Origin of the sequence: Streptomyces sp. NPDC016640, assembly GCF_043076215.1 — a bacterium.
In the GTDB taxonomy this organism is placed as follows: Bacteria; Actinomycetota; Actinomycetes; order Streptomycetales; family Streptomycetaceae; genus Streptomyces.
In genome coordinates, this window is sequence record NZ_JBIBRG010000012.1 from 218,755 (window position 1) to 243,166 (window position 24,412).

Annotated in this window: 20 protein-coding genes; 7 read left to right on the forward strand and 13 right to left on the reverse strand. The window is 71.3% G+C overall.

All coding sequences use genetic code 11. The features are described 5' to 3' along the window. Positions 1-46: 46 nt before the first annotated feature. Positions 47-259 (reverse strand): DUF397 domain-containing protein, encoded by a 213-nt coding sequence (locus tag ACF07S_RS24395; RefSeq protein WP_391975094.1) that lies wholly within the window; start codon positions 257-259, stop codon positions 47-49. After that, positions 256-1,113, reverse strand: a complete 858-nt coding sequence (locus ACF07S_RS24400) for a Scr1 family TA system antitoxin-like transcriptional regulator (RefSeq protein WP_391975095.1) — start codon at positions 1,111-1,113, stop codon at positions 256-258. Before ACF07S_RS24400 ends, ACF07S_RS24395 begins: the two co-directional genes overlap by 4 nt. A gap of 174 nt (positions 1,114-1,287) precedes the next feature. Between ACF07S_RS24400 and ACF07S_RS24405 the strand changes: the two genes are divergently transcribed. After that, positions 1,288-1,740 carry an ATP-binding protein gene (locus tag ACF07S_RS24405; protein ID WP_391975096.1) on the forward strand — a complete coding sequence of 151 codons (453 nt, stop codon included), beginning with the start codon at positions 1,288-1,290 and terminating at the stop codon, positions 1,738-1,740. Between the two features lie 26 nt (positions 1,741-1,766). On the opposite strand, the gene ACF07S_RS24410 is transcribed toward ACF07S_RS24405, so the two are convergent. The 3 genes from ACF07S_RS24410 to ACF07S_RS24420 all read right to left on the reverse strand — a co-directional run bounded on the left by ACF07S_RS24410 (position 1,767) and on the right by ACF07S_RS24420 (position 5,508). Then, on the reverse strand, positions 1,767-2,819 hold the full coding sequence (locus ACF07S_RS24410) for a CBS domain-containing protein (RefSeq protein ID WP_391975097.1): 1,053 nt from the start codon (positions 2,817-2,819) through the stop codon (positions 1,767-1,769). Next, entirely contained in the window at positions 2,816-4,633 is a 1,818-nt protein-coding gene (locus ACF07S_RS24415; RefSeq protein WP_391975098.1) for a DUF262 domain-containing protein, read from the reverse strand. Before ACF07S_RS24415 ends, ACF07S_RS24410 begins: the two co-directional genes overlap by 4 nt. Before the next feature lie 149 nt (positions 4,634-4,782). After that, complete coding sequence (locus ACF07S_RS24420) at positions 4,783-5,508, reverse strand: DUF4839 domain-containing protein (protein WP_391975099.1); 726 nt, start codon at positions 5,506-5,508, stop codon at positions 4,783-4,785. 195 nt (positions 5,509-5,703) lie between these two features. Here ACF07S_RS24420 and brxD point away from each other — a divergent pair, with 195 nt between their 5' ends. From brxD to ACF07S_RS24435, 3 genes are all read left to right on the forward strand, one after another. Continuing rightward, positions 5,704-7,053, forward strand: coding sequence for a BREX system ATP-binding protein BrxD (gene brxD, locus ACF07S_RS24425; RefSeq protein WP_391975100.1), 1,350 nt, complete (start codon positions 5,704-5,706; stop codon positions 7,051-7,053). Further along, positions 7,053-9,260: a DEAD/DEAH box helicase gene (locus ACF07S_RS24430; RefSeq protein WP_391975101.1), complete on the forward strand. Its 2,208-nt coding sequence runs from the start codon at positions 7,053-7,055 to the stop codon at positions 9,258-9,260. The genes brxD and ACF07S_RS24430 overlap by 1 nt, the downstream gene beginning before the upstream one ends. 84 nt (positions 9,261-9,344) lie before the next feature. Then, on the forward strand, positions 9,345-11,024 hold the full coding sequence (locus tag ACF07S_RS24435; RefSeq protein WP_391975102.1) for a competence protein CoiA family protein: 1,680 nt from the start codon (positions 9,345-9,347) through the stop codon (positions 11,022-11,024). On the opposite strand, the gene ACF07S_RS24440 is transcribed toward ACF07S_RS24435, so the two are convergent. From ACF07S_RS24440 to ACF07S_RS24450, 3 genes are all read right to left on the reverse strand, one after another. Further along, on the reverse strand, positions 10,990-11,562 hold the full coding sequence (locus ACF07S_RS24440) for a hypothetical protein (RefSeq protein WP_391975103.1): 573 nt from the start codon (positions 11,560-11,562) through the stop codon (positions 10,990-10,992). The genes ACF07S_RS24435 and ACF07S_RS24440 overlap by 35 nt on opposite strands. Before the next feature lie 72 nt (positions 11,563-11,634). After that, entirely contained in the window at positions 11,635-11,823 is a 189-nt protein-coding gene (locus ACF07S_RS24445; RefSeq protein ID WP_391975104.1) for a hypothetical protein, read from the reverse strand. Positions 11,824-12,181: 358 nt separating this feature from the next. Next, on the reverse strand, positions 12,182-12,976 hold the full coding sequence (locus ACF07S_RS24450) for an SDR family oxidoreductase (protein ID WP_391965756.1): 795 nt from the start codon (positions 12,974-12,976) through the stop codon (positions 12,182-12,184). 81 nt (positions 12,977-13,057) lie between these two features. Here ACF07S_RS24450 and ACF07S_RS24455 point away from each other — a divergent pair, with 81 nt between their 5' ends. The 3 genes from ACF07S_RS24455 (at position 13,058) to ACF07S_RS24465 (ending at position 16,542) form a co-directional block, all read left to right on the forward strand. Then, complete coding sequence (locus ACF07S_RS24455) at positions 13,058-13,861, forward strand: MerR family transcriptional regulator (protein ID WP_391975105.1); 804 nt, start codon at positions 13,058-13,060, stop codon at positions 13,859-13,861. Between the two features lie 702 nt (positions 13,862-14,563). Next, complete coding sequence (locus ACF07S_RS24460) at positions 14,564-15,580, forward strand: hypothetical protein (protein ID WP_391975106.1); 1,017 nt, start codon at positions 14,564-14,566, stop codon at positions 15,578-15,580. Continuing rightward, a complete protein-coding gene (locus ACF07S_RS24465) occupies positions 15,574-16,542 on the forward strand; it encodes a hypothetical protein (protein WP_391975107.1) in 969 nt (322 codons plus the stop codon). The genes ACF07S_RS24460 and ACF07S_RS24465 overlap by 7 nt, the downstream gene beginning before the upstream one ends. Before the next feature lie 343 nt (positions 16,543-16,885). Here the strand turns inward: ACF07S_RS24465 and ACF07S_RS24470 are convergent, their stop codons facing one another. From ACF07S_RS24470 to ACF07S_RS24490, 5 genes are all read right to left on the reverse strand, one after another. Continuing rightward, on the reverse strand, positions 16,886-19,831 hold the full coding sequence (locus ACF07S_RS24470; protein WP_391975108.1) for a hypothetical protein: 2,946 nt from the start codon (positions 19,829-19,831) through the stop codon (positions 16,886-16,888). Next, positions 19,828-20,952 carry an AAA family ATPase gene (locus ACF07S_RS24475; RefSeq protein WP_391975109.1) on the reverse strand — a complete coding sequence of 375 codons (1,125 nt, stop codon included), beginning with the start codon at positions 20,950-20,952 and terminating at the stop codon, positions 19,828-19,830. The genes ACF07S_RS24470 and ACF07S_RS24475 overlap by 4 nt, the downstream gene beginning before the upstream one ends. Before the next feature lie 86 nt (positions 20,953-21,038). Next, entirely contained in the window at positions 21,039-22,463 is a 1,425-nt protein-coding gene (locus ACF07S_RS24480; RefSeq protein WP_391965763.1) for a VWA domain-containing protein, read from the reverse strand. Further along, on the reverse strand, positions 22,460-23,887 hold the full coding sequence (locus tag ACF07S_RS24485; RefSeq protein WP_391975110.1) for a hypothetical protein: 1,428 nt from the start codon (positions 23,885-23,887) through the stop codon (positions 22,460-22,462). The genes ACF07S_RS24480 and ACF07S_RS24485 overlap by 4 nt, the downstream gene beginning before the upstream one ends. Continuing rightward, positions 23,857-24,375: a hypothetical protein gene (locus ACF07S_RS24490; protein WP_391965765.1), complete on the reverse strand. Its 519-nt coding sequence runs from the start codon at positions 24,373-24,375 to the stop codon at positions 23,857-23,859. The genes ACF07S_RS24485 and ACF07S_RS24490 overlap by 31 nt, the downstream gene beginning before the upstream one ends. Positions 24,376-24,412: the final 37 nt, after the last annotated feature.

Below are 24,412 nucleotides of genomic sequence, written 5' to 3' on the forward strand. Positions count from 1 at the left end.
GTGCCTCCGAAGCTCGACCTGGAGGCACCCGGTGTGCGGCCCGCCGTCAGACGACGGTCCCACCCACGTAGGCGGTGAACGCGGCCCACTGCTGCCGAGGGAAGGCCAGCATCGCTTCCGCCTGCGCCTTCGAGTCCCGGACATGGACGGTGCTGGGCGCGGTGGCGACCTCCACGCAGTCGCCGCCGCTGGTACCGCTGTAGCTGCTCTTGAACCACGAGAGGTCGTCGTGCTGGCCGGCGTGCTGATCGGTGCTCATAGCTCCCCTGCAATGCGCTCGATGAGACGCAAGGACTCCTCGGTGTTGAGGGCCTGCGTCCGCAGCATCCCATGTCGCATCCAGAACTCACTCACTTCGTGCCGGTCAGATCTGACGCTCACGATGTCCTGTGCTTCCACGTACACATACTGCCTGCGGTCAGCGGATTCCAAGAGCACCATCGCGCCGTTGAGCCCGCTGTGAGCACCACGGCCCGTCGGCATGACCTGGAGCGCGACGTTGCGCATGGTCGAGCACTTCAGCAGGTGATTCAGCTGCCCCAGCATCACTTCCGGGCTGCCCACCACACGACGGATCGCGGATTCCTCCACGACGAAGACGAAAACCAGGGGCGGGCTCTTACGGGTCAGCAATGCCTGTCGGGCCAATCGGGCTGCTACGCGCTGCTCGATCGTCTCCTCGTCCAACGGCGGGAAGTGGGCTTCGAGCAGGGCTTGCGCGTATTCCTCAGTCTGCAAGAGCCCCGGAACCAGCATCGGATCATAGGAGAAGCGGCTGACTGCCTCCGACTCCAGCAGGGCGAAATCCTGGAAGAACAGGGGCAGCTTGGCCCGGTCCACATCCTCCTGGAGCACCCGCAGCGCTCCGCCCGCCCCTAGCACCCGCTCCGCGGCCTCCGTGAACGCGACCTTGGCCGGGCGCCGCCCCTGCTCCACCGAGGCGACCTGCTCCAGCGAATAGCCGATGGCGTCCGCGAGGGCCTGCTGGGTGAGCCCCGCCCGTTCGCGGAAGAGGCGGACCAGCTTGCCGTAGGGGCTCCACACCGAGGGGCGTTCCCTGCCCGGTGACCGCCGACCGGTCGTCCGGCACTCCCGCTCGCCCGTCCTGCCCATCGCGCCCCCTGCCTACCGCAGTGTCCCGTACCGTCCCCAACGACCCGGTCGCCGTCCGGTCCCGGGCGCGGACCCGTACGGATGCCGTACCAACCCGTACAACGGCCGTACCGCGCCGCCGGGTACGACCGCCCGACCTGGCCCGGTCCCGCCGTGTGACGAGACGGTCACCGCATGAAGTCGATCGACGCACAGACCGAGGCACCCACAAGCGGTCCGCAGTTCACCATCCGTCTCAGCGCCACCCGACGCGGGGCGCGCCTCGCTCGCCATCTCGCCGTGCAGCAGCTCGCGGCCTGGGGAATCCCGTACGACACCGAGGCGTCCCACGCCGTCGCCCTCGTCACGGCGGAGCTGGCCGCCAACGCCGTCACCCACGGCCGGGTGCCGGGGCGGGACTTCAGGCTCTCCCTGCTGCGGGTCCAAGAGCACGTTCGTGTCGAGGTGACCGACGCGCGGCCCGAACGGCTGCCGCCGGCAGCCCCCGCCGCCGAGGCCCGCTCACTCGAAGCGGACTCGGGACGAGGGCTGCTCCTGGTGTCGACGTACGCCGAACGCTGGGGCTGCGAGGTGCGGGACACCTACACGAAGACAGTGTGGGCCGACATTACGTGCCCGCACCGATGAGTCCCGCCCCACTGCCCCACGTCACCTCACGGTGCGAACGCCCGCAGCACGTTCGCGAAGGTCGTCAGCTCGTCGAGCATCTCCTGCGGAAGCGGCTTCTCGTCGAAGTGGGCGATCCGGTTGCGGATGTCCTTCACCCGCTTCAGCAAGGCGATGAACTGCTCCCGGGGCATGTTGGGCCACTTCAGGGCCTCCCAGTTGCGGTCGGCCCGCTCGGCGAGGGACTGCTTCGGCTGGTCGCCGTCCAGGAGTTTCAGGTAGTCGCCGAACATCAGGTCCGACACCTGGCCGCTGCGCTGCTCCGGCTTCCTGTTCGTCTGGACCGCCTTGACGGCCTCCGCGTCCAGCGCCGCGCCCAGGCAGCGGCGCAGCAGCGACTCGATCTCCCCGACGATGAAGAAGGGCCGCGCCGCCCCCTCGAAGCGTTCCGTGATGTCCGCGGCGGTCACGATGCCCGACAGGCAGCCGTCGTCGCCGCGGACGAGCAGGTAACCGTTCTCGCGGATGACCGGGAGGGCGGTGAAGAACTCCTGGCGGGCGTCGGCGACGGGCAGCGAGTCCTTCTCCATCGCGTTGTCCAGCGTGGCCGGCTTCCCCGCCTCGTACATCTTGGCCACGGACCCCCAGGTGACGACCCCGTGGACCTGCGCCATGCCGGTGGTCACCGGCACCTGGGAGAGGCCCTTCGTGCGCATGAGGAAGGTCGTCTGGGACAGGGGCGTGCCGGGACCCACGGACACCAGACCGCGCCGCGCCGACGGAATGTCACCGAGCAGCAGCCGCTGCGGCAGGGCGTTCGAGGGCAGGGCCTCGTCCGTCGCGTCGGCCTCGTCGTCCGCGTCGGCGGGCGTGCGCTGCGGGGGAACGGACGTCAGCGGCACGACCTCGACGGTGCTGCGCAGGCCGCAGACCGCGAAGTCCGGCAGCGTGGTCAGCCCGGCGTCCGTCAGAGCCTGCGAGATGCGGTGCACCGAGCGGTGGTCGCGGACCCTGACCTGGAACAGGTCGAGGATCTCCTGCACGGACACGGTCCTGCCCTTGAGCGAGGAGGCGTCCCGCTCGTGCGGCCTGGTTGTCATCGGGCGTCGCCCTCCGGCAGGTCACGGAGCATCGTCCTCTTGCCCATGGCGGAGTGCACGAGGTCCTGCAACTGCTTGGAGCGGTCGCGGTAGAAGCGCTCGTAGTCGTTCTCGCGCAGCGCGTCCGGATCGATCAGATGGGTGGTCAGGACGTCGTCGAACCACTCGGGACGCATGTCGGACGCGGCGATCATCGTGGACAGGTACGACGACGGCGCCCCCGTCATGTCCATCGCGGCGCGGTAGGACAGGGGAGTCTTGTTCACGATCGAACTCGTGGGCAGACCATGGCTGTCGCCCCGCCGGAACCACGTCTTGGGGAAGATCTGCCGGACGTCCACGCTGTACTCGTCCAGCCTGCCGGGACTGAGCGGGGCGTCCGTGTAGTGCCAGTCCACCGCGCCCTGCTTGACCAGCAGGGCGTAGATCCCCTTGTAGGCCGCGCTGTTGCGGGTGGTGAGACCGTCGAGGCGATCGGCGAAGAAGAACGCCTCCGTGACCGTTTCGGGTGCCCTCTCGTCGTGCCCGATCCAGGGGACGAGCTGTTCGACGTCCTTGGTGAAGCGCGTCTCCGTGGAGCCGCCGTACATCTCCCCGAGCACCCCGCACCAATACCACTGCTCGATCTTCTCCTCCGCCCCCAGACCGTCCATCCCCGTGTCGAGGATGGCGCGGACGGCCGCGAGCGGGATGAGCTGCGTCCTGTACGGCAGGTCGGCCGGGCGGACGATGCACTGCCGTTCCAGGAAGTCGCCCACCCACGCGAAGGCGTCGGCGAGCCTGGGCGCCAGGCGGACGAAGTCGGCCAGGGGGAGGTCCAGCAGATCGCGGCGCTTGCAGGACACCGTGGCCCCGATGCCTGCCTGCTTCCGCTCCCAGGTGCGCACCAGGGCGATGGCCTGCAGGAAGTCGATGCTGCTCAGCCCGTTCTCGATGCCGCTCTCCAGGCGGCCGAAGACCGGGTACTTGCTGGCCAGTCCCTGCTTGATCTCCCGCCACACCACGGGAAGCTGGTAGTAGTCCCCGGTCCGCTCCACGTAGTCGCGGTCCCCGGCGTAGGTGGCGGTGAGCAGTTCGAAGACGTTCAGGGGCACGCCGCCCGTGTTGACCCGCTCGAACACCGCGCAGACGGCGTCCATGGAGGTGGAGGCGGCCAGCCGGATCATCGGGACCTGGAAGGCGCGGACCTGCTGGAGCACCGCCTCGTCGAACTGGCCCCACAGGTCCCAGTTCCGGTCCTCGTCCGCCTTGATGTACGCCTTCTTCCACTCGTTCACGCGCTGGGCGTCGAAGACGAAGTGGAGGGGGAAGAGACCGGCCGCGCACTCGGCCTCGGTGGTGCTCAGGTCCAGCACCACGGTGCGGTTGAAGTCCGTCCGGAGCACCTTGTCGGCCGGCACGGACACGATGGCCTCGTCGCGGTCCGCGGACGGCCCGACGGCCTTGGCGATGTCGACGTAGTACCACCGCTGGATGGGTTTGCTGCGGGCGTCCGCCGTCTCCACCGGGGCGTCCAGCCACAGGGCCTGGAAGAGGGAGGTGAGGCGCTGCTGCCCGTCCAGCAGCAGGAGGTCGGCCTCCGGGTCGCCGTCCGGCCGGGCGCCGGTGAGGGTCCGGGAGCGGAACCGGGTGGCGCCGCCGGTCTGCAGCGTCATCACGACGCCGAGCGGGTAATCCAGCGTGACCGTCGCGATGATCGCCCGGATCCGGTCGTCGTCCCACTTCCAGTTCCGCTGGAAGTCGGGCAGTTGTAAGGAACCCGAGGCGACATCCGCCAGGACGTCCTTCAGCTTCACGTTGTCGAGCGCCGCCATGTGACTCCACTTTCCACCTTGTTGCCTGTACGGAGAGTGATTCCAGCAGCGCTCTGTGGTGACGGTCAAGCCGGTTCGCAGATAAACAAGACGACCCGTGAGCACCGGCCGACGAAGGAGGCCCCTGGTGCCCCTGGCGGAGAGGGGTGCTACCGAGTTTCTGTCGAGACGGGGGCGAGGTGGAGGAGGCACTGGACTGCGCTGAAGTCGCCCACCTCGGCGACGAAGCGGAACGTGTCGCCCACGCCGACGGTGGCGGGGACATCCTTGCCGGTCAGTCTCAGTTCGGCGACGTTGACGTCCTCGTACTTGAAGGCCGGGCCGACCGTCGTGTTCGGTCCCTTGTCGCCTGGGCCCAGGAGAAAGTCGTAGCGGGTGTCGTAGTCACCGTGGGATGTCATGTCGACGATCGAGCCGTTGAACGCGATCGTCCGGCCCTCATGCCGGGTCGCGAAGTCCGCGTTCGCGTCGTCGCAAGTGTCCGCCGTCTTCAGTAGCGCCGCGAACTCCGGGCTGTTCTCGGGCGTGATCACCTCGGCAGCCGGCTCGGCCGCGCTCGGAGTCGGTGTAGCGGAAGGCTTCTCGCTCGCGGCGGCCGCTGACTTGGCCGTCTTGCCCTTCTGCTCGTCTCCGTCGCTGAGTGCGGTGGCAGTGCCGATGATGATGGCCAAGATCACGAGGCCAGCGGCTGCCGCGCCGATCAGGGGCCACGGCAGCGGCTTCCTCGGTCGACGGAAGGTGAGGGTGGAGCGAAGCGTGCCCCGGGACTGTTCGACGAACTCCCAGCCGTCCTTCTGCATCTTCGAGATCACCAAGCCGTCGGCGCCGCGAACGGTCTGCACGGACTTGTACTCGTACTCGACCTCGTCGGTCATGTACCGCGCGCCCCCCAAATGCACTGCTCACGCCAACTGCCTCGTGAGCATAAGGGACGGCGGGAAACCCCGATGTCGTCGACTCACCATCGGCTTCGAGCACGGAACTCGAACCAACGAGCACTTCCCTACGAACCGGACATAGCACCCCTTCGTCCAGGTGCTGAGGCACGGGGAGATGGAACACTGGTCCCCGTGAGCACCACCGGATCCAAGCGCCCCGCCCAGGTGAGCGCCGCCCGCCGCCGCACCGTCATCGACGCACTGCGGCGCGGCGCCGTACCCGAGAGCGGACTCGACCTGCTGGCCACCGGGCTCGACCGGTTCGAGGCAGCCCTCGACACGGAACTGGACGCCGTGGCGTCCGGCGGGTCCGTGTTCAAGGCCGTGCGCGGTGAGTACGGGTCCGGCAAGACCTTCTTCACGCGCTGGCTGGGAGAGCGGGCCAAGCGGCGGAACTTCGCCGTGGCCGAGATTCAGGTCTCGGAGAACGAGACCCCGCTGCACAGGCTGGAGACCGTCTACCGGCGGCTCACCGAACGCCTCACCACCTCCAGCTTCCCGCCCAGCGCGCTGCGGCCCGTCGTGGACGCCTGGTTCTACGCCCTGGAGGAGGACGCCCTCGCCGCCGGCGCGACCGAGGAGGAGCTGCCCGGCGAGGTGGAGAAGCTGCTCGTCGCGCGCCTCGCGGAGGTGTCCCGGCACGCCCCGTCCTTCGCCACCGCCCTGCGCGGCTACCGGGCAGCCCTCGCCGACGGCGACGAGGCGACCGCCGCGGCCGTCCTGGCGTGGCTCGGCGGCCAGCCGCACGTCGCCGCCTCCGCCCGCAGGTCCGCCGGGGTGCGCGGCGACCTCGACCACTTCGGTGCCCTCGGTTTCCTCCAAGGGCTCCTCACCGTGCTGCGCGACTCAGGGCACACCGGCCTCTTCGTCGTCCTCGACGAGGTGGAGACGCTGCAGCGGGTCCGCTCCGACGCCCGCGACAAGGCGCTCAACGCGCTGCGGCAGCTCATCGACGAGGTTCACTCCGGGCGCTTTCCCGGCCTGTACCTCGTCATCACCGGCACGCCGGCCTTCTACGACGGCCAGCAGGGTGTGCAGCGCCTGGCCCCGCTCGCCCAGCGGCTCGCCACCGACTTCACCACCGACCCGCGCTTCGACAACCCCCGCGCCGTGCAGATCCGGTTGCCCGGCTTCACCCAGGAGTCCCTGGTCGGCCTCGGCGTCACCATCCGGGACCTGTACGCGGACGCCGCCGCGTCACCCGAGCGCGTGCGGACGGTCATCGACGACACGTACGTCGCGGACCTCGCGCGGGCCGTCGGCGGAGCGCTGGGAGGGAAGGTCGGAGTGGCACCGCGGCTGTTCCTGAAGAAGCTCGTCGGGGACGTCCTCGACCGGGTGGACCAGTTCGACGACTTCGACCCCCGCCGGCACTACAAGCTGACCGTCGCGAGCAGCGAACTCACCGACGTGGAGCGGAACGTGGCCGCCACGGTCACCGGCGGTTCCGCGTCCGCCGACGACATCGACCTGGAGCTGTGATGGCGGACGCCGACAGCCCGGCCGGGGCGGACCCGGCAGGGGGAGGGGCCGACGTGCTCGACCGGCTCGACCCCGTCGTCCTGCACCACATCGTCAACACCCTCGGCTGGCCCGACCTGCGCCCCCTGCAGCGAGCGGCGATCCCCCCGCTCACGGACGGCGAGGACGCAGTCCTGCTGGCGCCGACGGCCGGCGGCAAGACCGAGGCGGCCTGCTTCCCGCTGCTGTCGGCGATGGCCGGGCAACGGTGGACCGGCACGTCGGTGCTCTACTTGTGTCCGCTCAAGGCGCTCCTCAACAACCTGGTCGGCCGCATCGACACCTACGCCCAGTGGCTGGGGCGGCGCGCCGCCCTCTGGCACGGCGACACCAAGGAATCGCAGCGGCAGCGCATCCGCACCGAGGCGCCGGACATCCTGCTCACGACGCCCGAGTCGCTCGAGGCGATGCTGATCGGCGTCAAGACCGACCACTCGCGGCTGCTGGGGAGCGTACGGACCGTCGTCGTCGACGAGGTGCACGCCTTCGCGGGCGACGACCGGGGCTGGCACCTGCTGGCCGTGCTCGAACGGCTGGAGCGGGTCACCGGCCGCCCCATCCAGCGCGTCGGACTCTCGGCGACCGTCGGCAACCCCGAGCAGCTGCTGCGCTGGCTGCAGGGGGCCGGTGCCGGGAGCCGCACCGGGCAGGTCGTCGCCCCGGGCGTCCACCTGCCCGCCACCGGCGCGGCCGGGCACGGGGAGCAGGCCGCGGAGGACCCCTCCCGCAGGCCCGCGGGCGAGGTGGAACTGGACTACGTGGGCTCCCTCGACAACGCCGCCAAACTCATCGCCGCCCTGCACCGTGGAGAGAAGCGTCTCGTCTTCTGCGACTCGCGCCGCCAGGTCGAGGAACTGGGCGCCGCCCTGCGCGCCCGCGAAGTAACCGTCTTCCTGTCCCACGCCTCCCTCTCCGTCGACGAACGCACCCGCTCCGAGCATGCCTTCGCCGAAGCGCGCGACTGCGTCATCGTCTCCACCTCCACCCTCGAACTCGGCATCGACGTCGGAGACCTGGACCGAGTCATCCAGATCGACTCCCCGGCCTCCGTCGCCTCCTTCCTGCAGCGCATCGGCCGCACCGGCCGGCGCCCGGGAACCGTACGCAACTGCCTGTTCCTCACCACCCGCAAAGACACCCTGCTGCAGGCGGCGGGACTACTCCTGCTGTGGTCGCGCGGCTGGGTCGAACCGGTCCTCCCACCGCCCGAGCCGCGCCACCTCGTGGCCCAGCAGCTCCTCGCCGTCACCCTGCAACAGCACAAGCTCGGCGACCAGTTGTGGGACCGGCAGTGGAACGGCCTTGCCCCTTTCGACCGTTCCGCCGCCCCGATCCTGCGCCACCTCACAGACGAGGGCTTCCTCGACAGTGACGGCGGCATGCTGTTCGTCGGCCCCGAGGCGGAACGCCGTTTCGGCAAGAGGCACTTCATCGAACTCACCGCGTCCTTCACCGCGCCACCGCAGTTCACCGTCCTGTCCGGACGTATGGAGATCGGCCGCACCGACCCGAGCGTGCTCACCGAGGAACGCCCCGGCCCGCGGCGCCTACTGCTCGGCGGACGCAGTTGGCAGGTCACCTACATCGACTGGCTGCGCAAACGCGTCTTCGTCGAACCCGTCGACGGCGGTGGCGTCGCCAAGTGGATGAACGGCGGCATCACCGGGCTGTCGTACGCCCTGACGCGCGCCATGCGCGAAGTGCTGCTGGGCACGGACCCGCCCGTCTCCCTCACCCGGCGCGCCGAGGCGTGTCTGGTCGAACAGCGCGAGACCGACGCCCCCGACACCGTGCACCCGGGCGGCACACTGATCACTCGTGCCGGCCGCGACGTGCGCTGGTGGACCTGGGCCGGCTACCGCGCCAACGCCACCCTGGGGGCTGCCCTCCAGTCGGTCACTGATCCCTTGCAACGCCCCGCCGACTGCTGGCTGCGCCTGCGCGAGGACCTCACCCCGGCCGACTGGCGCGCGGCCCGCGAGAGCGTCGGCGAGAACCTGGTCCTGCCCGACGTGGACCCCCGGGCCGTACGCGGCCTGAAGTTCTCCGCCGCCCTCCCGGACCGCCTCGCCGTCGCCACGGTGGCTGCCCGCCTGGCCGACTTCGGAAGCGCCCGCGCGGTGTTGTCGGAACCCGTGCGTCTCGTGGACTTAGGCGGTTCCGCCTGAGAACCGACAGACAGGTGACCCGCGAGGTGTGAAGCGAACCCCTGCGGGACCGTTCACTCGCCCGCCCACGCCCGGAGCCCGACCATGCTTGTGCCCGCAGCGGAGGAAGACACCCGCAAGGTCCAGACGGCCGTCGCGGGATCCCCTGCCACCGACCGCCCGGTCTACCTGCCGATGGACGCGGTCGAGTACGACCGTTTCATACGTGAGTACCCGACCCGGGAGTTCTACTGCGGGACACTCCTCGGCGGCTGCGGCAAGAAACTCTCCGCTCGTAAGTACCGCGACAAGAAGTGCCACTTCGCGCACGTCGCCTCGGGTACCTGTCGTCGCCTCTCGACGAACGAGGCCAGCGCCGACCACCTCTATATGGGGCGGGCCGTCGCAGCCTGGCTGAAGCAACAGAAGTACGGGCATGTCCAGCCGCGTTACAAGGAGAAGGGCAAGCAGGACCTGCGCGACTTCGTCGACGTCCGGTACCTGCACCGCGAGGAACGACGGGAGCGACTGGTGCGCGTCCAGCTCGCCAGGAGGTCGAAGTCCGAGTGGGAGGAGACCGATGCCCACCTCCGGGAGCGATGGGCGGGTGTCGAGTGGCTGTTCGGCCCGGACAGCATGCTCGCCAACTGGGAGATCGACCGACGAGGATACGCCCTGCGCATCCAGTGCCGCCCGGCCGGAATCACACGCGTCGTAGAGGTCGGCGTGCAGTACCCGGACACCCCCATCGACTGGGTTCCGCTGACCGAGTGCCACATGACCGCCCACGGCATCCGGCTTCCAGGGCACGAGCCCCCTTCCGCTGGTATCGCGCCGCTCGGCAGACGGAACCCGCCCCCGGCCCCCCGGTCCCTCCCGACGCCGCAAGCCGATCGGCCGACGGGGCGCATCGATGGGTCTCGTCCCCGAGCAGGATCTCCGCCGCCCGCAGCCGTGCTCGGGACAAGCGAGCCGGACCGGCGGCCGTCACCGGCGTACCCGCAGCAACCCCGGGTCGGGGAAGACGCGTCCGTGGCACAGGGGACGGCCTCAGGCGGCGGGCAGAGCCCGAGCGCTCCCCCCTCCTCGCCGGTTCCTGTCTCCCTGCAGGAGATCCAGGCGCACTACGACAAGGAGGTCACCGAAGGAATGATCCTCCTGCTCGATTACCTCGACCGCGTAGGGGATGAACTGCACCTCGACCAGATGCAGACAGTCCTCCGCGACCTCACGGTCCGCGAAAGGGCGATGTGGCGCGGTCCGGTCCCGGTGGTGCGCACACGCATCCGTGGCTGGCAGGCCCACGCGGAGATGCTGCTGGCTCGTCCGTCCTTCCGGAGGATCTGCGCTCACGCCGACGCCGTGCGGCCGCTGCTGGCCATGGCTGCCCGCACCGCACGGCCCATGACATGGGCGGAGTTGGGCGCCCGCCTCGACCACGGACTGCCCGCCCTCCACCCGGACGACAAGGTGGCACTACTGGTGGAGGTCGACCGGCCGACACGCCCCGACCTGCCGCTCCTGTCGGCTCTGGTGGCCGGACGGGGCCGAAGGGTGCATCCGCTGTACGCACACGTGCTCGACCATCTGGACCGTGTGGTCCCCCACCCGCGCGACGCACAGGCCGCCTGGGAGGGGGACCTGGGACGCCACCGGGAGACCCCGAGCCCGCAGTATGCCGTCGGACGAGTTGACGCGTCCCGGGCTGGAGTCGGCGCCTCAGTGACGCGCGACTGCGTACCCAGCTGCGTCATTCCGCCACCGGTGGCTCCACGCGTGCGGTAATGCCGAGGTCACGGCGCATCTCATCGCGTAGATCGGTGAGCCGTGCCCAAAGGTCGTCCATCCGTCGGCTCAACATTTCGACGCTCTCGTCCTGCCTCGACTGCCCCGTGTCCAGGCGCTTCACCAGACCGTAGATCTGCCGGAGGGAACCGTTGGCGGCTCCCAGGAGAGGTAATACGGCATCGGACACGATCATGTGGGACTCCGCGTGCTGGACGACGTAGGCGCTCCAACGCTCCTCCAGTTCCACTCTCCGCCCCTCTTCCAAGGCACCGGCCCGGCGCAGATCGTGCATGCATGCCGCCAGGGCGTCCCGGGCTGCTCGCGCTGTGGCGTGCAACCGCGAGTACGCGGCGCGCCGTTCCTCGAGCAAGCGGCTGTCCCACTGGCGTACCTGGTCCTCCCGGCGATGTCGCTCGATGCGCTCATGATCACGGACCCAGCCACGTTCCGCACCGCGCTGTGTGAGGAACACCGACGCCAGTGAGACCCCACCCCCGATCACCGCAGCCGCAAGCGCCACTAACGCCGTACCCATCACTCAGCCTCCTTGCTCACCGATCTCCCGGCATTTTCCCGGGCATCCTGCACCGCCACACCGTGTTTGCTGTCATCGCGGAACACCGCAGTGGGGATCAAGCGTTCGGGTCGCCGCCGGATCGAGGAAGGGACGACGTTCCCTCATCGCTCGGCTGTCGATCGCGGCCTGCACCGGCTCGCGGTCCAGCCGACGGCAGCGCTCCACCAACTGGTCGCGGGCGGTGGCCCGTACCGTCGCGAGACGGGTGTCGGTTGTCAACTGGTGCTCCACCAGGGACGCAGGACAGTGCGTTCACAGCCACCGGGAACAGCGGCGCCGGCACCTCACGGTCCGCGGGCCGCGCCGGCAAGCCCTCCGGTTCGTAACGGCTCGACATCTCGCGGGCCCCGGCGGAACGGAGTCAGGCGTCCGAACCGGCCGCGGACCTCCTCGCGGACACGGTGGGCGCTGCCGTCGTCCACGACCACCGCGGTCGGGGTGAAGCACTCGGCCGCTGCTGGGACGTCACCCCGGGTGTGCGCGTCGAGGTGGGCCCGGACGACACCCGGCAGGTGCCGGAGACCGGCCGGGGTCGCAGTCATCTTCTCCTCGGGGATTACCGCCGGTGTGGGCGGGGCTAGACGGTGGGGACGGTGCCGCCGTCGATCGTGTGCTCGGCGCCGGTGATGGCACCGGCCCGGTCGGAGACGAGGAAGGCGACGAGTTCGGCCACCTCCTCGGGGCGCGCGGGGCGGCCGAGGGGGATTCCGCCGAGGGCCGCCAGGACCTGCTCCCAGGCCGCGGTGCGGTCGATGGCCTGGGACCGGGCGATGCGGTCGACGAGGGCCGTAGCCGCTTCGGTCTCGATCGCGCCCGGGGAGACGACGTTGACGCGCACTCCGTGCGGGGCGAGCTCACGGGCGAGCCCTTTGCTGTAGGTGGTCAGCGCTGCCTTGGCGGCGGCGTAGCCGAGCGTGGCGTCGAAGAGCGGCAGCCGGCGCTGGATGGAGGACACGTGGATGACGGCGCCGGAGCCGGCCCGGCGCATCGCCGGCAGCAGCGCGCGGTCCAGGCGGACCGCGGCCAGCAGGTTCAGGGCGAGCTCGTCCTGCCAGTGCTCCTCGGTGAGGGCGGCGAACCCTCCGGCGGGCGAGTGCGATCCGCCGAGGGTGTGCACGAGGACGTCGAGGGTGCCGAGCCGCTCGTGCACGGCTGTGACGAGGGTGTCGATGCCCTCGTGCGACGTCAGGTCGGCAGTGACGAAGGAGTGCTCGTGGCCGGCGGCCGCGGGCGCCGAACGCGCCGTGGCGAGCACGGTGGCGCCGGCCGCGCGAAGGCGTGCCGCGATCGCGGCGCCGGTGCCTCTGCCGGCGCCGGTGACGAGGGCGAGACGGCCCTTGAGGTCGGGGGAGGGAGGTGTGGTGCTGGTCATGCGGGTGATCGTGCGGCTTCCCACGACAGGAGGGTCAAGCTCCTCGACCCTCTCCCTGCGGGAGGGTGCACAGTAGGACGTGTGCTGACGATCGGCGAATTCGCGCGGATGACCCACCTGAGCGTCCGGACTCTGCGCCGCTACCACGAGGCGGGGCTGCTGGAACCGGCCCATGTGCACCCGTCGAGCGGCTACCGGTACTACGACGCCGCCCAGATCCCCGACGCGCAGGTGATCTTCAGACTGCGGGAGCTCGATGTGCCGCTGGCGAACGTCCGGCAGATCCTGCTCACACAGGACCCGGCCGCGCGCGCGGCGCTCGTGGCCGAACACCTCCGACGGCTGGAGGAACAACTGGCGCGCACCCAGGCGGCCGTCGCCTCCCTGCAGCGGCTGCTGAGCCCGGAGCCGGCCGACGTCGCCGTCGAGCTGCGGCAGGTGTCCCCGCAGCTCGTGGCCGCGGTGGAAGCCACCGTCGCCCACGCGGACGTGCTCGCCTGGTACGCGGGCGCGATGGCCGAGCTCGACGCGGTCGTCCGCGAACCGGCGGGGCCTGCTGGCGGACTCTACGCCAACGCGCTGTTCAGCCACGGGCGGGGGAACGTCCTCGTGCACGTCCCGATCGCCGCGCCCGTACCGGCCGTGGGACGGGTCCGCAGCACCGAGCTGCCGAGGGCGGAACTCGCAGTCACCGTGCACGAGGGCGCCCACGACACGATCGACGTGACCTACGGCGAGCTCGGCAGGTGGGTGGCGGACCACGCTCTCGCCGTGGCCGGGCCGGTACGCGAGACCTACCTCGTCGGCCCGCGCGACACCCCGGCCGCGGCCCACTGGCGGACGGAGATCGGCTGGCCGGTGTTCCGCGTCACCGGCGCGGTGTGAACGGACGCCGTCCACGCCTGGGGCACAGTCACTTCCGCGTCCGGGCCGCCCCGTCGGAAGGCTCGCTCGATCGCCTCTGAAGACTCGAGAGCCCGAGAGCCCGAGAGCCCGAGAGCCCGAGAGCCCGAGAGCCCGAGAGCCCGAGCCCGGCCGGCCACGGCCCGTAGGGCGACGGGTTCGGGCCTGTCGACGCCATTGCCGGCACCTGGCCATCCACGCCCCTCTGCGGCCGGGGAGAAGCCGGAATGCGCGGTCGCGGCCGGGTACGCCCGGAGGTCCTCCGGGTCCGATGACTGCCGTGGACCGCCGGCCACGGCCTGCCAGGATCACCGGCCGTGCCCGCCGGGGCCGGCGAGCGGGCAGACGCCTGCCGGGCCTCCGGCATGCCGGACACACGTCGGAATTCGCTGACGTGGCCGAGGGCTGACCACCGTCATGAGCGAGCGTGCCGCCGGAGGCCGACAGCGGCCGCCAGTGGCCCGTCTCCACGCAGGGGTGGCCGCGGCCGCGCGGGATCGCCGTGGGGTCGGGGACGAACGGACAGCAGGCCGCGCACGGCCGGAAGGTCACTCACTTGTAGACGGAAGTCGCGCGCTCCTGGAGGGAAGACCGATGCCCGACCGCCGGCTGTCTCTCTAGCGTCGGCAGTGTCGACCGGACCGATGACGAATCGGATCCCTGACCACCACGCGAAGGATTCCCATGCCCTTACCATCCACCCCTGCCGCGCCGACGCGGGTCCGGCACCGCTGGGCGGCCGTGGCCGGCCTGCTGGTGCTGTCCCCGATCAGCGCGGAGTACCTCATCGGCTACGGCGAAAGCACCGGTCGGCCGCTGGAACTGCTGGCGGGCCTGCTCATCCTCGCGCCGCTCTACGGAACCGTCGCGGTGCTCATCCGCGAGACCACTCGGCGCACCGGTCGTGGCTGGCCGACGATCCTGCTGTTGAGCGCGGCCTTCGGGGTGGTCCAGGCCGGCTTGGTCGACCAGTCCCTGTTCGACAACGAGGTCGACGCCGACGGCCCCGACTGGGCAACCCAGGCGCTGGTCACGCTCATCCCGGGTCTGGGGGTCGACGCGGCGAGCCTGCTGAACTATGTCGGGGGGCATGTGATCTGGAGTTTCGCCGCTCCGATCGCGGTGGTCGAATCCTGTGCCCCGCGCATCGCGAGCCGACGGTGGCTGGGCCCGGTCGGCGTCGGCGTCATGGTTTCGCTGTGGGTGCTGAGCGCAGCGCTGGTCTTCAACGACACGGCAGCGGACTCCACCGCCGGCCCGGCGCAGCTGATCGGCGCCGCAGTGGTCGCCGTCGCCCTGATCGCCGCCGCGTTCACCGTTCGGCCCGCGAAGGCCCCGTCATCCGGGAGGGCGCCGTCGTGGTGGCTGGCCGGCGGTGTCACGGGGGTGGTGTGGTGCGCCCATCAGCTGCTGCCGGCGACCTGGGCGGGGGTGACGGTGAACGTGGTCGCCGTGGTCGCACTCGCCTGGCTGCTGCTGCACTGGTCGCGCCGCCGGGGCTGGGGCCGCCGGCACGTACTGGCCGTCGCGGGCAGTGCCCTCGTCGTCCGCGCCGGGCTGTCCTTCCTGGTCGAACCGCTCGGCGACGACGTGGACAGCACGGTGAAGTACGCGGTCAACGCCACGATGCTCGGTGGTGTCGCCGCCCTTCTCCTCATGGCCGCCCACTGTGTGCGCCGACGGGAGCCGAGCGCGTGCTGACCGTCCGCGGCATCTCCTACCTGGTCGGCGAGGCGAGCACCGACGACGTACGGCGGGACCTGGAGGTCATCGCCCGGGAACTGCACTGCACCACGGTGATGCTCATCGGGGACGGAGAGCGGTTGATCGATGCCGCACGCACCGCCCTCCGGACCGGTCTCGGCGTCTACATCCGGCCCAGCGTTCCCGAACTGCCGCAGCCGAAGCTGCTGGAGCACCTGGACGCCGTCGCCGAGGCGGCCGAGGAACTCCGCCGTGAACACCCGGACCGGGTGACGCTCCTGGTCGGCAGCGAGTTCTCCCACACCGCGCCCGGCATCGTCCCCGGACCTCGCTCGTTCCTCCGCCTGAAGCTCATCGTGCGTTTCCACCGCGTGCTGCGGCGCACGATCGACCGGCGGCTCCACAGGCTGCTCACCACCGCCGTGACCACCGCGCGGCGCCGCTTCGGCGGGCCGGTCACCTACTCCGCGGCCGGGTGGGAACAGGTCGACTGGTCGCTGTTCGACCTGGTCGGCGTCAGCCTCTACCGCTCCGGCCGCAACCAGCCCACCTACGCGGACCGTCTGCGCGGCCTGGTCCGCGACAACGACAAGCCCGTCGTCATCACCGAGTTCGAGTGCGGTGCCTTCACCGGAGCCGACCGGCGGGGAGCCGGTTCCTTCTGGATCGTCAACTGGTTCGCCGTACCCCCGCGCATCCGCGGCGACCATCCCCGCGACGAGGCCGTCCAGGCCCGCTACCTCCGTGAACTCATCGACCTGTACGACCTGGAGGGCGTGCACGGCTGCTTCGTGTTCACCTTCGCCATGCCCGGCTTCCCGCATCACGGCGATCCTCGTCTCGACCTCGACAAGGCCGGCTTCGGGGTCATGGCGGTGACCGGCGACGGTGCGCGCAGGCCCAAGGAAGCGTTCCACGAGGTCGCACGGTGCTACGGCGGCACGGCCGTGGAGGAATGACCGGGTGGGACGAGCGGCCGGGCAATCAGCACCCGACCCCGAACGGGACGGCCTCCTGCTCGCCGGGAGGGGGACACTTCGACTCCCCGCCCTCTGCGCTGCACGCCGTCGGGCAGCAGCCGGCCGAAGCCCTCGTAGGGGTCCTTCATGAGGTCGCCGGTCACCTGCTTGCCGGTGCCGACCGGGTCCTCGTCCTGGGTGAGTGGGGGAACTGCAGGCCAGGACGTGCGTGGAGGTCCCGGTGGTTTCCGTGGAGACCACCGGGACCGGTGACCGCGAGGAGCGGCTCGCCCGGGGGCCGGACGCTGCCGAACCCGGGCGAGCCGGGATCCGGCCGCCGCCGTCACGCGCCGGCGAGCAGCGACTCCAGGGCCCTGGCCGTCACCGGATGCCTGACGGTGAGCGCCGTACCCGGCGAGGAAGGTCCGGCCGCCGCCCATTCACCGTCGCACCCCAGCAGTCCCGCCACCGCGTCGCACGCCGCCGGATGCGCGGTCAGCAGCGCGACGCCCGGCGGGACCGGCGCGGCGCCGGCGGCGGACCAGCCCTCCGTGCAGCCCAGCAGTTCCGCCACCGCGTCGCACGTCGCCGGATGGGACGGGAGCAGCGCGGCACCCCGGGGGCCGTCCGGCTCCGGCCGGGAACGGCGGGCGGCGAACGGGTCCGTCTGCGGGGCCCGCCACGGCGGTACCCACGCGTCCAGTGCCGCCAGCCGGGCCGGGAAGATCCGGCCGGCCTCGCGGATCAGCAGCGGGGCGAGGTCCGCCGCGCCGGAACGCAGGGTGGTGATCAGGAGGGGGAGCCAGGGCAGGAGCACCTCGTCCGGCAGCCGGCCGAACGCGTTCGACACCGCTTCCACCACCACGTCCGCCAGCCCCGGCACCGGCTCCAGCGCGTGCACGAAGCCGCTGAGGTAGCGCGGATAGGCGGGCACCACCAGCGGGTTGTCCAGCAGCCCGGCGCACCGCGCCCGCAGTTCCGCCCGGGACAGCGTGCCGAGCTGCACCTGCGCCGCCCACAGCAGTGCCGTCTTCGACGGGTCGTCGGGGTGCGACTGGGCGACGGCCAGCTCCAGCTGGGTCCGGTCGCAGCCCAGTGACAGCGCCAGGCTCTCCATGCCGAACAGGAACCCGAGCATGGCCGCGACCTGCCCCACCGTCGCGTCCTCGTCCCGGAACGCGGTCGGCAGCAGCGTGCAGTAGTGGGCGTAACCGGCCTTGGTGAACGCCTCGATCCACTGCGGCAGCACCGGCTCGTGGGTGCGGTAGTACGCCAGCAGCCCGCGCACCCGGCGCAGTACCTCCGGGGCGCCGTCCACACTGCGCTCCGTGGCCAGCACCTTCAGCGCGTGCGTGCCGAGTTCGTCGGCCAGGCGGCGGCTGTCCAGGTACAGGGTCGCGTCCTCCACCGCGGCCAGCACGGTCGCGGTCGTCGCCTGCGGCGCGTACGCCTCGCGCCGCAGCCGCTGCTCCAGCACCTGCTCGATGCTGACGCCCTCGTAGCCGAGCTCGATCAGCGCCCGCTGGTGGGTGCCGAGCGCCAGGTCCCAGGACTCCTGGATCGACCGCTCGCCCAGCCGTCGTTCGCCCATGATCGGCCGCGCGGCGCCGTGCGGCAGCAGACGCCGCAGCATCCACAACAGGTCGGAGCACGCCCGCAGTTCCGGCCGCGAGGCCAGATCCAGCAGGGCCCGCTGCACACCGCGCTGCTGCAGCTTCAGCTCCAGCGGTGCCAGCCGGTCGTACACGTCGCGGGCGAGCGGCGGCAGCGACTCGTAGCCCACCTGGCCGATCCGGTCGCCGCCCATCATGATCTCGACGAGCCGCCGCACGTCCCGCCGCCCGGGCACGCTGTCCTTCTCGATGCAGGTGACCGCCGCGTCCTGGAAGTCGTACGGCGTCGGCTTGGCCCGGTCGCGCATGCCGGCGAGCAGGATCGACGTCTCGAAGACGGCGATGGCGTCGGCGGTGGAGGCGAGGTAGCCGTTGCGGCGGGCCGCGCGCACGATGTCCACGGACCAGCCGAGCAGTTCGGCCTCGTCCAGCCGGTCGAGCACGGGTGGCCTGCGCAGGAAGCCCGACAGCCGGTCCGCGCCCGGCTGTTCCGGCTCCGGGACGGTGACCACCGCGGCCGCCGTCCTGCGCCCCGCCGTCTTCTTCGCCGGGGTCTTCTTCCCGCCCGCCTGGCCGGCCAGCCGGTACGGCTGGACACGGGTGCGCTTCAGGCTCTTCGCCCATTCCGTCGCGGCGATCGACACCGAGCCGGAGGCGAGCCCGAACTGCGCCTCGATCGCCGCGTGACTGGACGGGATCAGCCCGTACCGCCAGGTGGTGGCGGTGCGCGGGGAGATCGTGAACGTGTCCGTGCCGCCGTGCACGCCGAACTCCTCGACGCGGCTGGCCGCGTGGAACGCCCCGCACACGTACAGGCAGTCCTCCGGGTCCGTACCGGTCGCCGCCAGGTGCTCGCGCATCCGGGTCCACATGTACCGCTCGCGGTCCTCGTCCACCCGGACCCGGTCGCCGTCGCCGGGGGCGAGCCGCCGGAACAGGCTGCCGATGAGGAACATCACCTGGCGGTAGGTGTCGTGGTCGCTGTCGCCGAGCGGCACCTCGACGAACTGGTGCCACCACTCCGACCAGTGCCGCACCTTGCCGTGCCGCAGCAGGTGCTCCTCCAGTTCGGCGAAGCGCGGCCGCAGGTCGCCGATCTCGACGCCGACGGCCTCGCCGTGCAGCCCGGCCTCCCCCTCGGCGGGCGGGGCCGCGTCGTCGTCCGCCGGGGACTGCTGCGCGCGTTCGCCGCGCCGGTCCCACTGGAAGACGTGGTCCGACGACCGGTCGACCAGCACCAGTTCGACACCGGGGGTGTCGAGCGCGTACGCGATGGCCTGGTACTCGGCGGACGCCTCCGTGATCGGTGCGACGACCGACAGCGGCGCCCACTCCGCGGGAAAGCCGTCGAGCTCGCCGGCGAACGCCTGCACCGCCACCGGAAGCCGGCAGTTGCGCAGCTCGGTCAGGAGCGGCGCCATGTCCTCGCACAGCTCCAGGTACACGACCTTGGGCTGCTTCTCGCGCAGCCGGCGGGCCATGGCGAGCGCGGAGGCGGGGGAGTGGTGGCAGACGGGGAAGATCTCCAGCGGCTCGCGCGCCGCGCGGTCGACGTCGTCGACCATGCCGAGCAGGATGCCCTCCAGGGCGTCCGGCCCGCCCGCGAACGTGGCCGCCGCGTCCTGGAGCCGGCCGCGCAGCGCCGCGAACCCGCCGCTCTCGTGGGACCCGCTCATGACAGCGTGGCGATCGCGTCGCGGCCGCCCTCCAGGAACTCGGGCCAGGAGCCGCCCTCTTCCCTGCTCCGCGGTTCGACCACGCCGTGCAGGTACTTGTTGAGGATGGCCAGGTCCTCCGGCTCGCGCCGGGTGAGCGAGCCGACCAGCGAGGAGGCGAGGGTGCGCGCGGTGAGGGCGCGCTCGCCGAAGAAGTTGCTGTGCAGGACGGCGTCCTCCAGCACGCCGATCTGCTCGGCCGTCGACAGCGCGGACTCCAGCTTCTCGTCGTCACTGCCGGCCGCCGCGGCGGACGCGCGCAGGTCGGCGAAGCTCTGCAGCAGGACGTCGAGGAGGGTCGGCGGCACGTCCAGCTCGATCGCGTGCCGGCGCAGCAGCTCCTCGGTGCGGAAGCGGACGATCTCCGCCTCGCTCTTCTTGTTCGTCACCACCGGGATGCGGACGAAGTTGAAGCGGCGCTTGAGCGCGGACGACAGGTCGTTGACACCCCGGTCACGGCTGTTGGCCGTGGCGATGACCGAGAAGCCGGGCTTGGCGAAGACGATGTTGTCGTCACCGCTGCCGCTCTTCAGCTCGGGCACGGAGATGTACTTCTCCGAGAGGATCGAGATCAGCGCGTCCTGCACGTCACTGGTGGACCGGGTCAGCTCCTCGAAACGGCCGATGGAGCCGGCCTCCATCGCGGTCATGATCGGCGAGGGGATCATCGACTCCCGCGACTGGCCCTTGGCGATGACCATCGACACGTTCCACGAGTACTTGATGTGGTCCTCGGTCGTGCCGGCCGTACCCTGCACCACCTGGGTGGAGTTGCGGCAGATCGCCGCGGCCAGCAGCTCGGCCAGCCAGCTCTTGCCCGTGCCGGGGTCACCGATCAGCAGCAGACCGCGGTCGGAGGCGAGCGTCACGATCGAACGCTCCACGATACTGCGGTCGCCGAACCACTTCTGCGAGATCTCCCGGTCCAGGCCGTCGGACCGCTCGGAGCCGGAGATGAACAGGCGGACCATCTTCGGCGACAGACGCCACGAGAACGGCTTGGGACCGTCGTCGATCGACTCCAGCCAGTCGAGCTCCTCGGCGTACTTGATCTCGGCGGGAGCGCGCAGCAGGTCGGACATGGGGAAGGCCTTTCGTACGGTGATCGGTGAAGAGACGGACGCGTGCCTGACGGGCGTGTTCTTCGATCAGGTGAGATCAGGTGAGATCAGGTGAGAAACGTCTTGAGTTCGTGCACGAGCTTCTTGATGTGGCCGGAGATCACCGGCGTACCGAGGTCCTTGAACTTCTCCCGGAACCACGGGTTGACGCTGCCGCGGCCGCCGCTGGTCACCGAGCCCACCGGGATGAACTTCGCCCCCGAGCGGTGGACGGCGGCCATGCTCTCGAACAGCTCCTCGCTCCGCCATTCGTAGAAGTCGGAGATCCAGACCACCACGGTGTTGCGCGGCTCGGCGATCTTCGGCTGGGCGAGCGTCATGGCGACGGTGCCGTCGGTGCCGCCGCCCAGCTTGGTGCGCAGCAGCGTCTCGAACGGGTCGTGCGACCAGGGCGTGAGGTCCAGCGCCTGGGTGTCGTAGGCGATGAGGTGGACGTCCACCTTCGGCAGCCCGGCGAAGATGGACGCCAGGATGGTGCAGTTGACCATCGAGTCGACCATGGAACCCGACTGGTCCACGACCACGATCAGCCGCTGCGGCGTCGTCTTGCGGGTGGTGTGCCGGTAGTAGAGGCGGTCGACGTAGAGCCGTTCCTCCTCCGGGTCCCAGTTGGTGAGGTTCTTCCAGATGGTGCGGTCGAGGTCGAGGTTGCGGAAGACCCGCTTGGGCGGGACGGACCGGTCGATGTCGCCGACCGTCGACTTCTCCACCTGGGAGCGCAGCACCTGGGCCACCTCGTCGACGTAACGGCGGATCAGCGCCTTGGCGTTGGCCAGGGCCACACCGGAGAGGTTGTCCTTGTCGCGCAGCAACTGCTCGATGAGGGACATGCTCGGCGTCAGCCGGGACGCGAGCGCGGGGTCCGACAGCACTTCGCGCAGGTGCATCCGCTGGACGAGCCCGGCCTCGATCGAACCGAGTTCCGGCCCGATCGCGGGGATCAGCCGGCTGAGGTCGGGAGCGGGTCCGCCGACGCCCGTACCGGTCGGGCTGACGCCCCGGCCGGCCCCCGGACGGCTGCCGCCGCCGCGCAGTCCGCCGGGCCGGCAGCCCAGTGCCCGCTCCAGCCAGCCCGCGTCGGACTGCCAGCGGGCCAGCTGTCCGGCGCTGACCGTACCGGAGGTGGGTGCGAAGACGTTCAGCAGCACCTTCGAGGCGAGCGCCGCGCGCCGCACCTCGGCGGCCCGGTCCCGCCCGCCGTCCTCGGCCGGCTCGGGAACCATCAGACCCTCGAACTCGGGCGCCAGCTCCGGATGCCGCTGCACGACGGAGTCGACGGACGCACCCGGGTCGAGCAGCGCGGCGGGCAGGCCGATGTCCTCGACCACGGCGAGAGCGGCCGACTCCAGGGACGCCTGCTCCTCCGGGTCGAAGAGCCGGGCCAGCAGCCGCCAGTACAGCACCTGCCGCCGGTTCTCGTCCGGGTCGGGTGCGGGGCCCTGCCCCGCGGTCCGTGCGGGCTGCTCGTTCATTTCCGCAGCAGCTTTCCGGCGCGCTCGCGCAGCACCTTGACGGCGTCGGTCGCCGCCTTCTCGGCCCGCACGCCCGCCTTGTCGGTCGTCCCCCCGGCCCAGGCCCCGGCGTGCACGGCGACGGCCTTCTTGCGCACGGTCCGCTCCACGGCGAGCGGCTGGAACAGGAATTCCCCGGCGTCCCAGCGCAGCAGCGCGACGCACGCGCCGGACGAGGCGATCACCTCCGGAGTCAACGGGCCGGCGGCCGGTACCCGGACCACGTCGACGGCGAAGCGCTGTCCGGCGATCACGAAGGCCGTCCCGCCCTCCTCTCCCTCCTCCACGGTGTATCCCTCCAGCAGCACGGGCACCGCGATGCGGGCCGGATGCCGGTCCAGCGGCGGGACCGCGTACGCGGATGCCGCGGGGAGCGCGACCCGCGCGGTGGCGAACACCTCGGCCGGCTCGCCCGTCCGGGCGCGGGTGTCGTCCCAGAGGAGGTCGCCCCCGGTGGTCACCGGCATCGCGTCGATCTCCACGGCACGCCCCTCGCCGACGGCGGCCAGCAGGGACATGTGCGGCCGCAGCAACTGCCACAGTCCCGCTCCGACGACCGTGTCCGGCTTCGGCGCGGACACCGACGCCCGCACCAGCCGGGCCCCGCCGCCGTCCGCCGGCTCGAACACGGCGTGCACCTGGGCCTGTACGGCGGTGGCGTGCTCCTGCACGTCGACGCCGAGGGGCAGCAGGCGGCCGGTGACCTCGGCGACGGCGGGAGCGGAGGCGGCGCCGGGCAGCGTGAGCAGCACGGCACGCGACCACAGGTCGGCCCAGCGGCGTACCGGGACGCGCTCCAGGGTCGCACCGGGGCAGGACGCGGCGAGTTCCGCGGCGAAGCCGTCCAGCAGGGTGGCCAGGCGGCGCAGCGCCGGGTCGGGCAGCATCGCCGAGACGACGGGCGCGGCCCCGGCGACCAGCTCGTGGTCGATGCCCTGCCAGCCGGACCGCGCGAGATCGCACAGCCAGTTGCGGGCGGCGGCGTGCAGGTTGACCGCGTGCTCCGGGTCCCCGGCCGTGCCGGCGGCCTCCCCAGCCTCGCCCGACCGCCCGAGGGCCTCCTCCACACGGACGACGAGGGCGTCGTGCACGGAGCCGAGCAGGGCGGTGCGCGCGGCGGCGAGCGCGATGAAGTGCTCCTCGCCCGCGGCCCCGGCAGCCGCCTTCTCGGCGGCCTCGGCGACCCGCGCGGCCAGCGGTGACCCGGCGACGGCCTCGGCGAGCCCGGCCAGTCGGCCGGCCTGAGCCGGCTGCGGGCGCAGCAGCCCGCCGACGAGCACCTCGTCGAATCCGTCCACGGCGACGAGGGCCTCGTCGAGCCCGTCGACCGCGTCGGTCAGCAGGTCGGCACGCATCAGGCCACCGCCCTCGTCGTCGGGAACCACTGCATCTCGGGCAACGGCGTGGTGGCGGGCTCGAGTTCGAGATAGGCGAGGTGCCGCAGGAACCGGCTGAACACCTGGGCCGCCGCCGACCTGTCCCCCTGGGCGGGCCGCGTGGAGGTCATGGCGTGCGTGAGGGCGCCCGCGTCGGCTGCGTCGCCGGGCACCTCGACCTTCAGGTACCGGGCCACGCGCTCGACGCCGTACTGCAGCACGGCCTCACCGATCATCGCGCCTATGTGGTTGCAGAACCAGCCGTGCGCCCCGCCGCAGGGACGGTTGTTGTTGGTGCTGCACGCGAACGCGTACGTCCCCGCCTCGACCGACGACACGTACACCCGGCCGATGTCCGACCCGCTGGACACCACACCCTGCAGCCGCCCGTCCGCCAACTCGACGAACGGCACCTTGGCGAGCTTCCGCGGCCGCGCGGACGGCACCACCCGCGCCGTGCTCGACTTCTCCCAGACCGACAACGCACCATCTCCCATGCATGCGAAAGGGGGTGTTCACGCCAGAGCGGCGGAA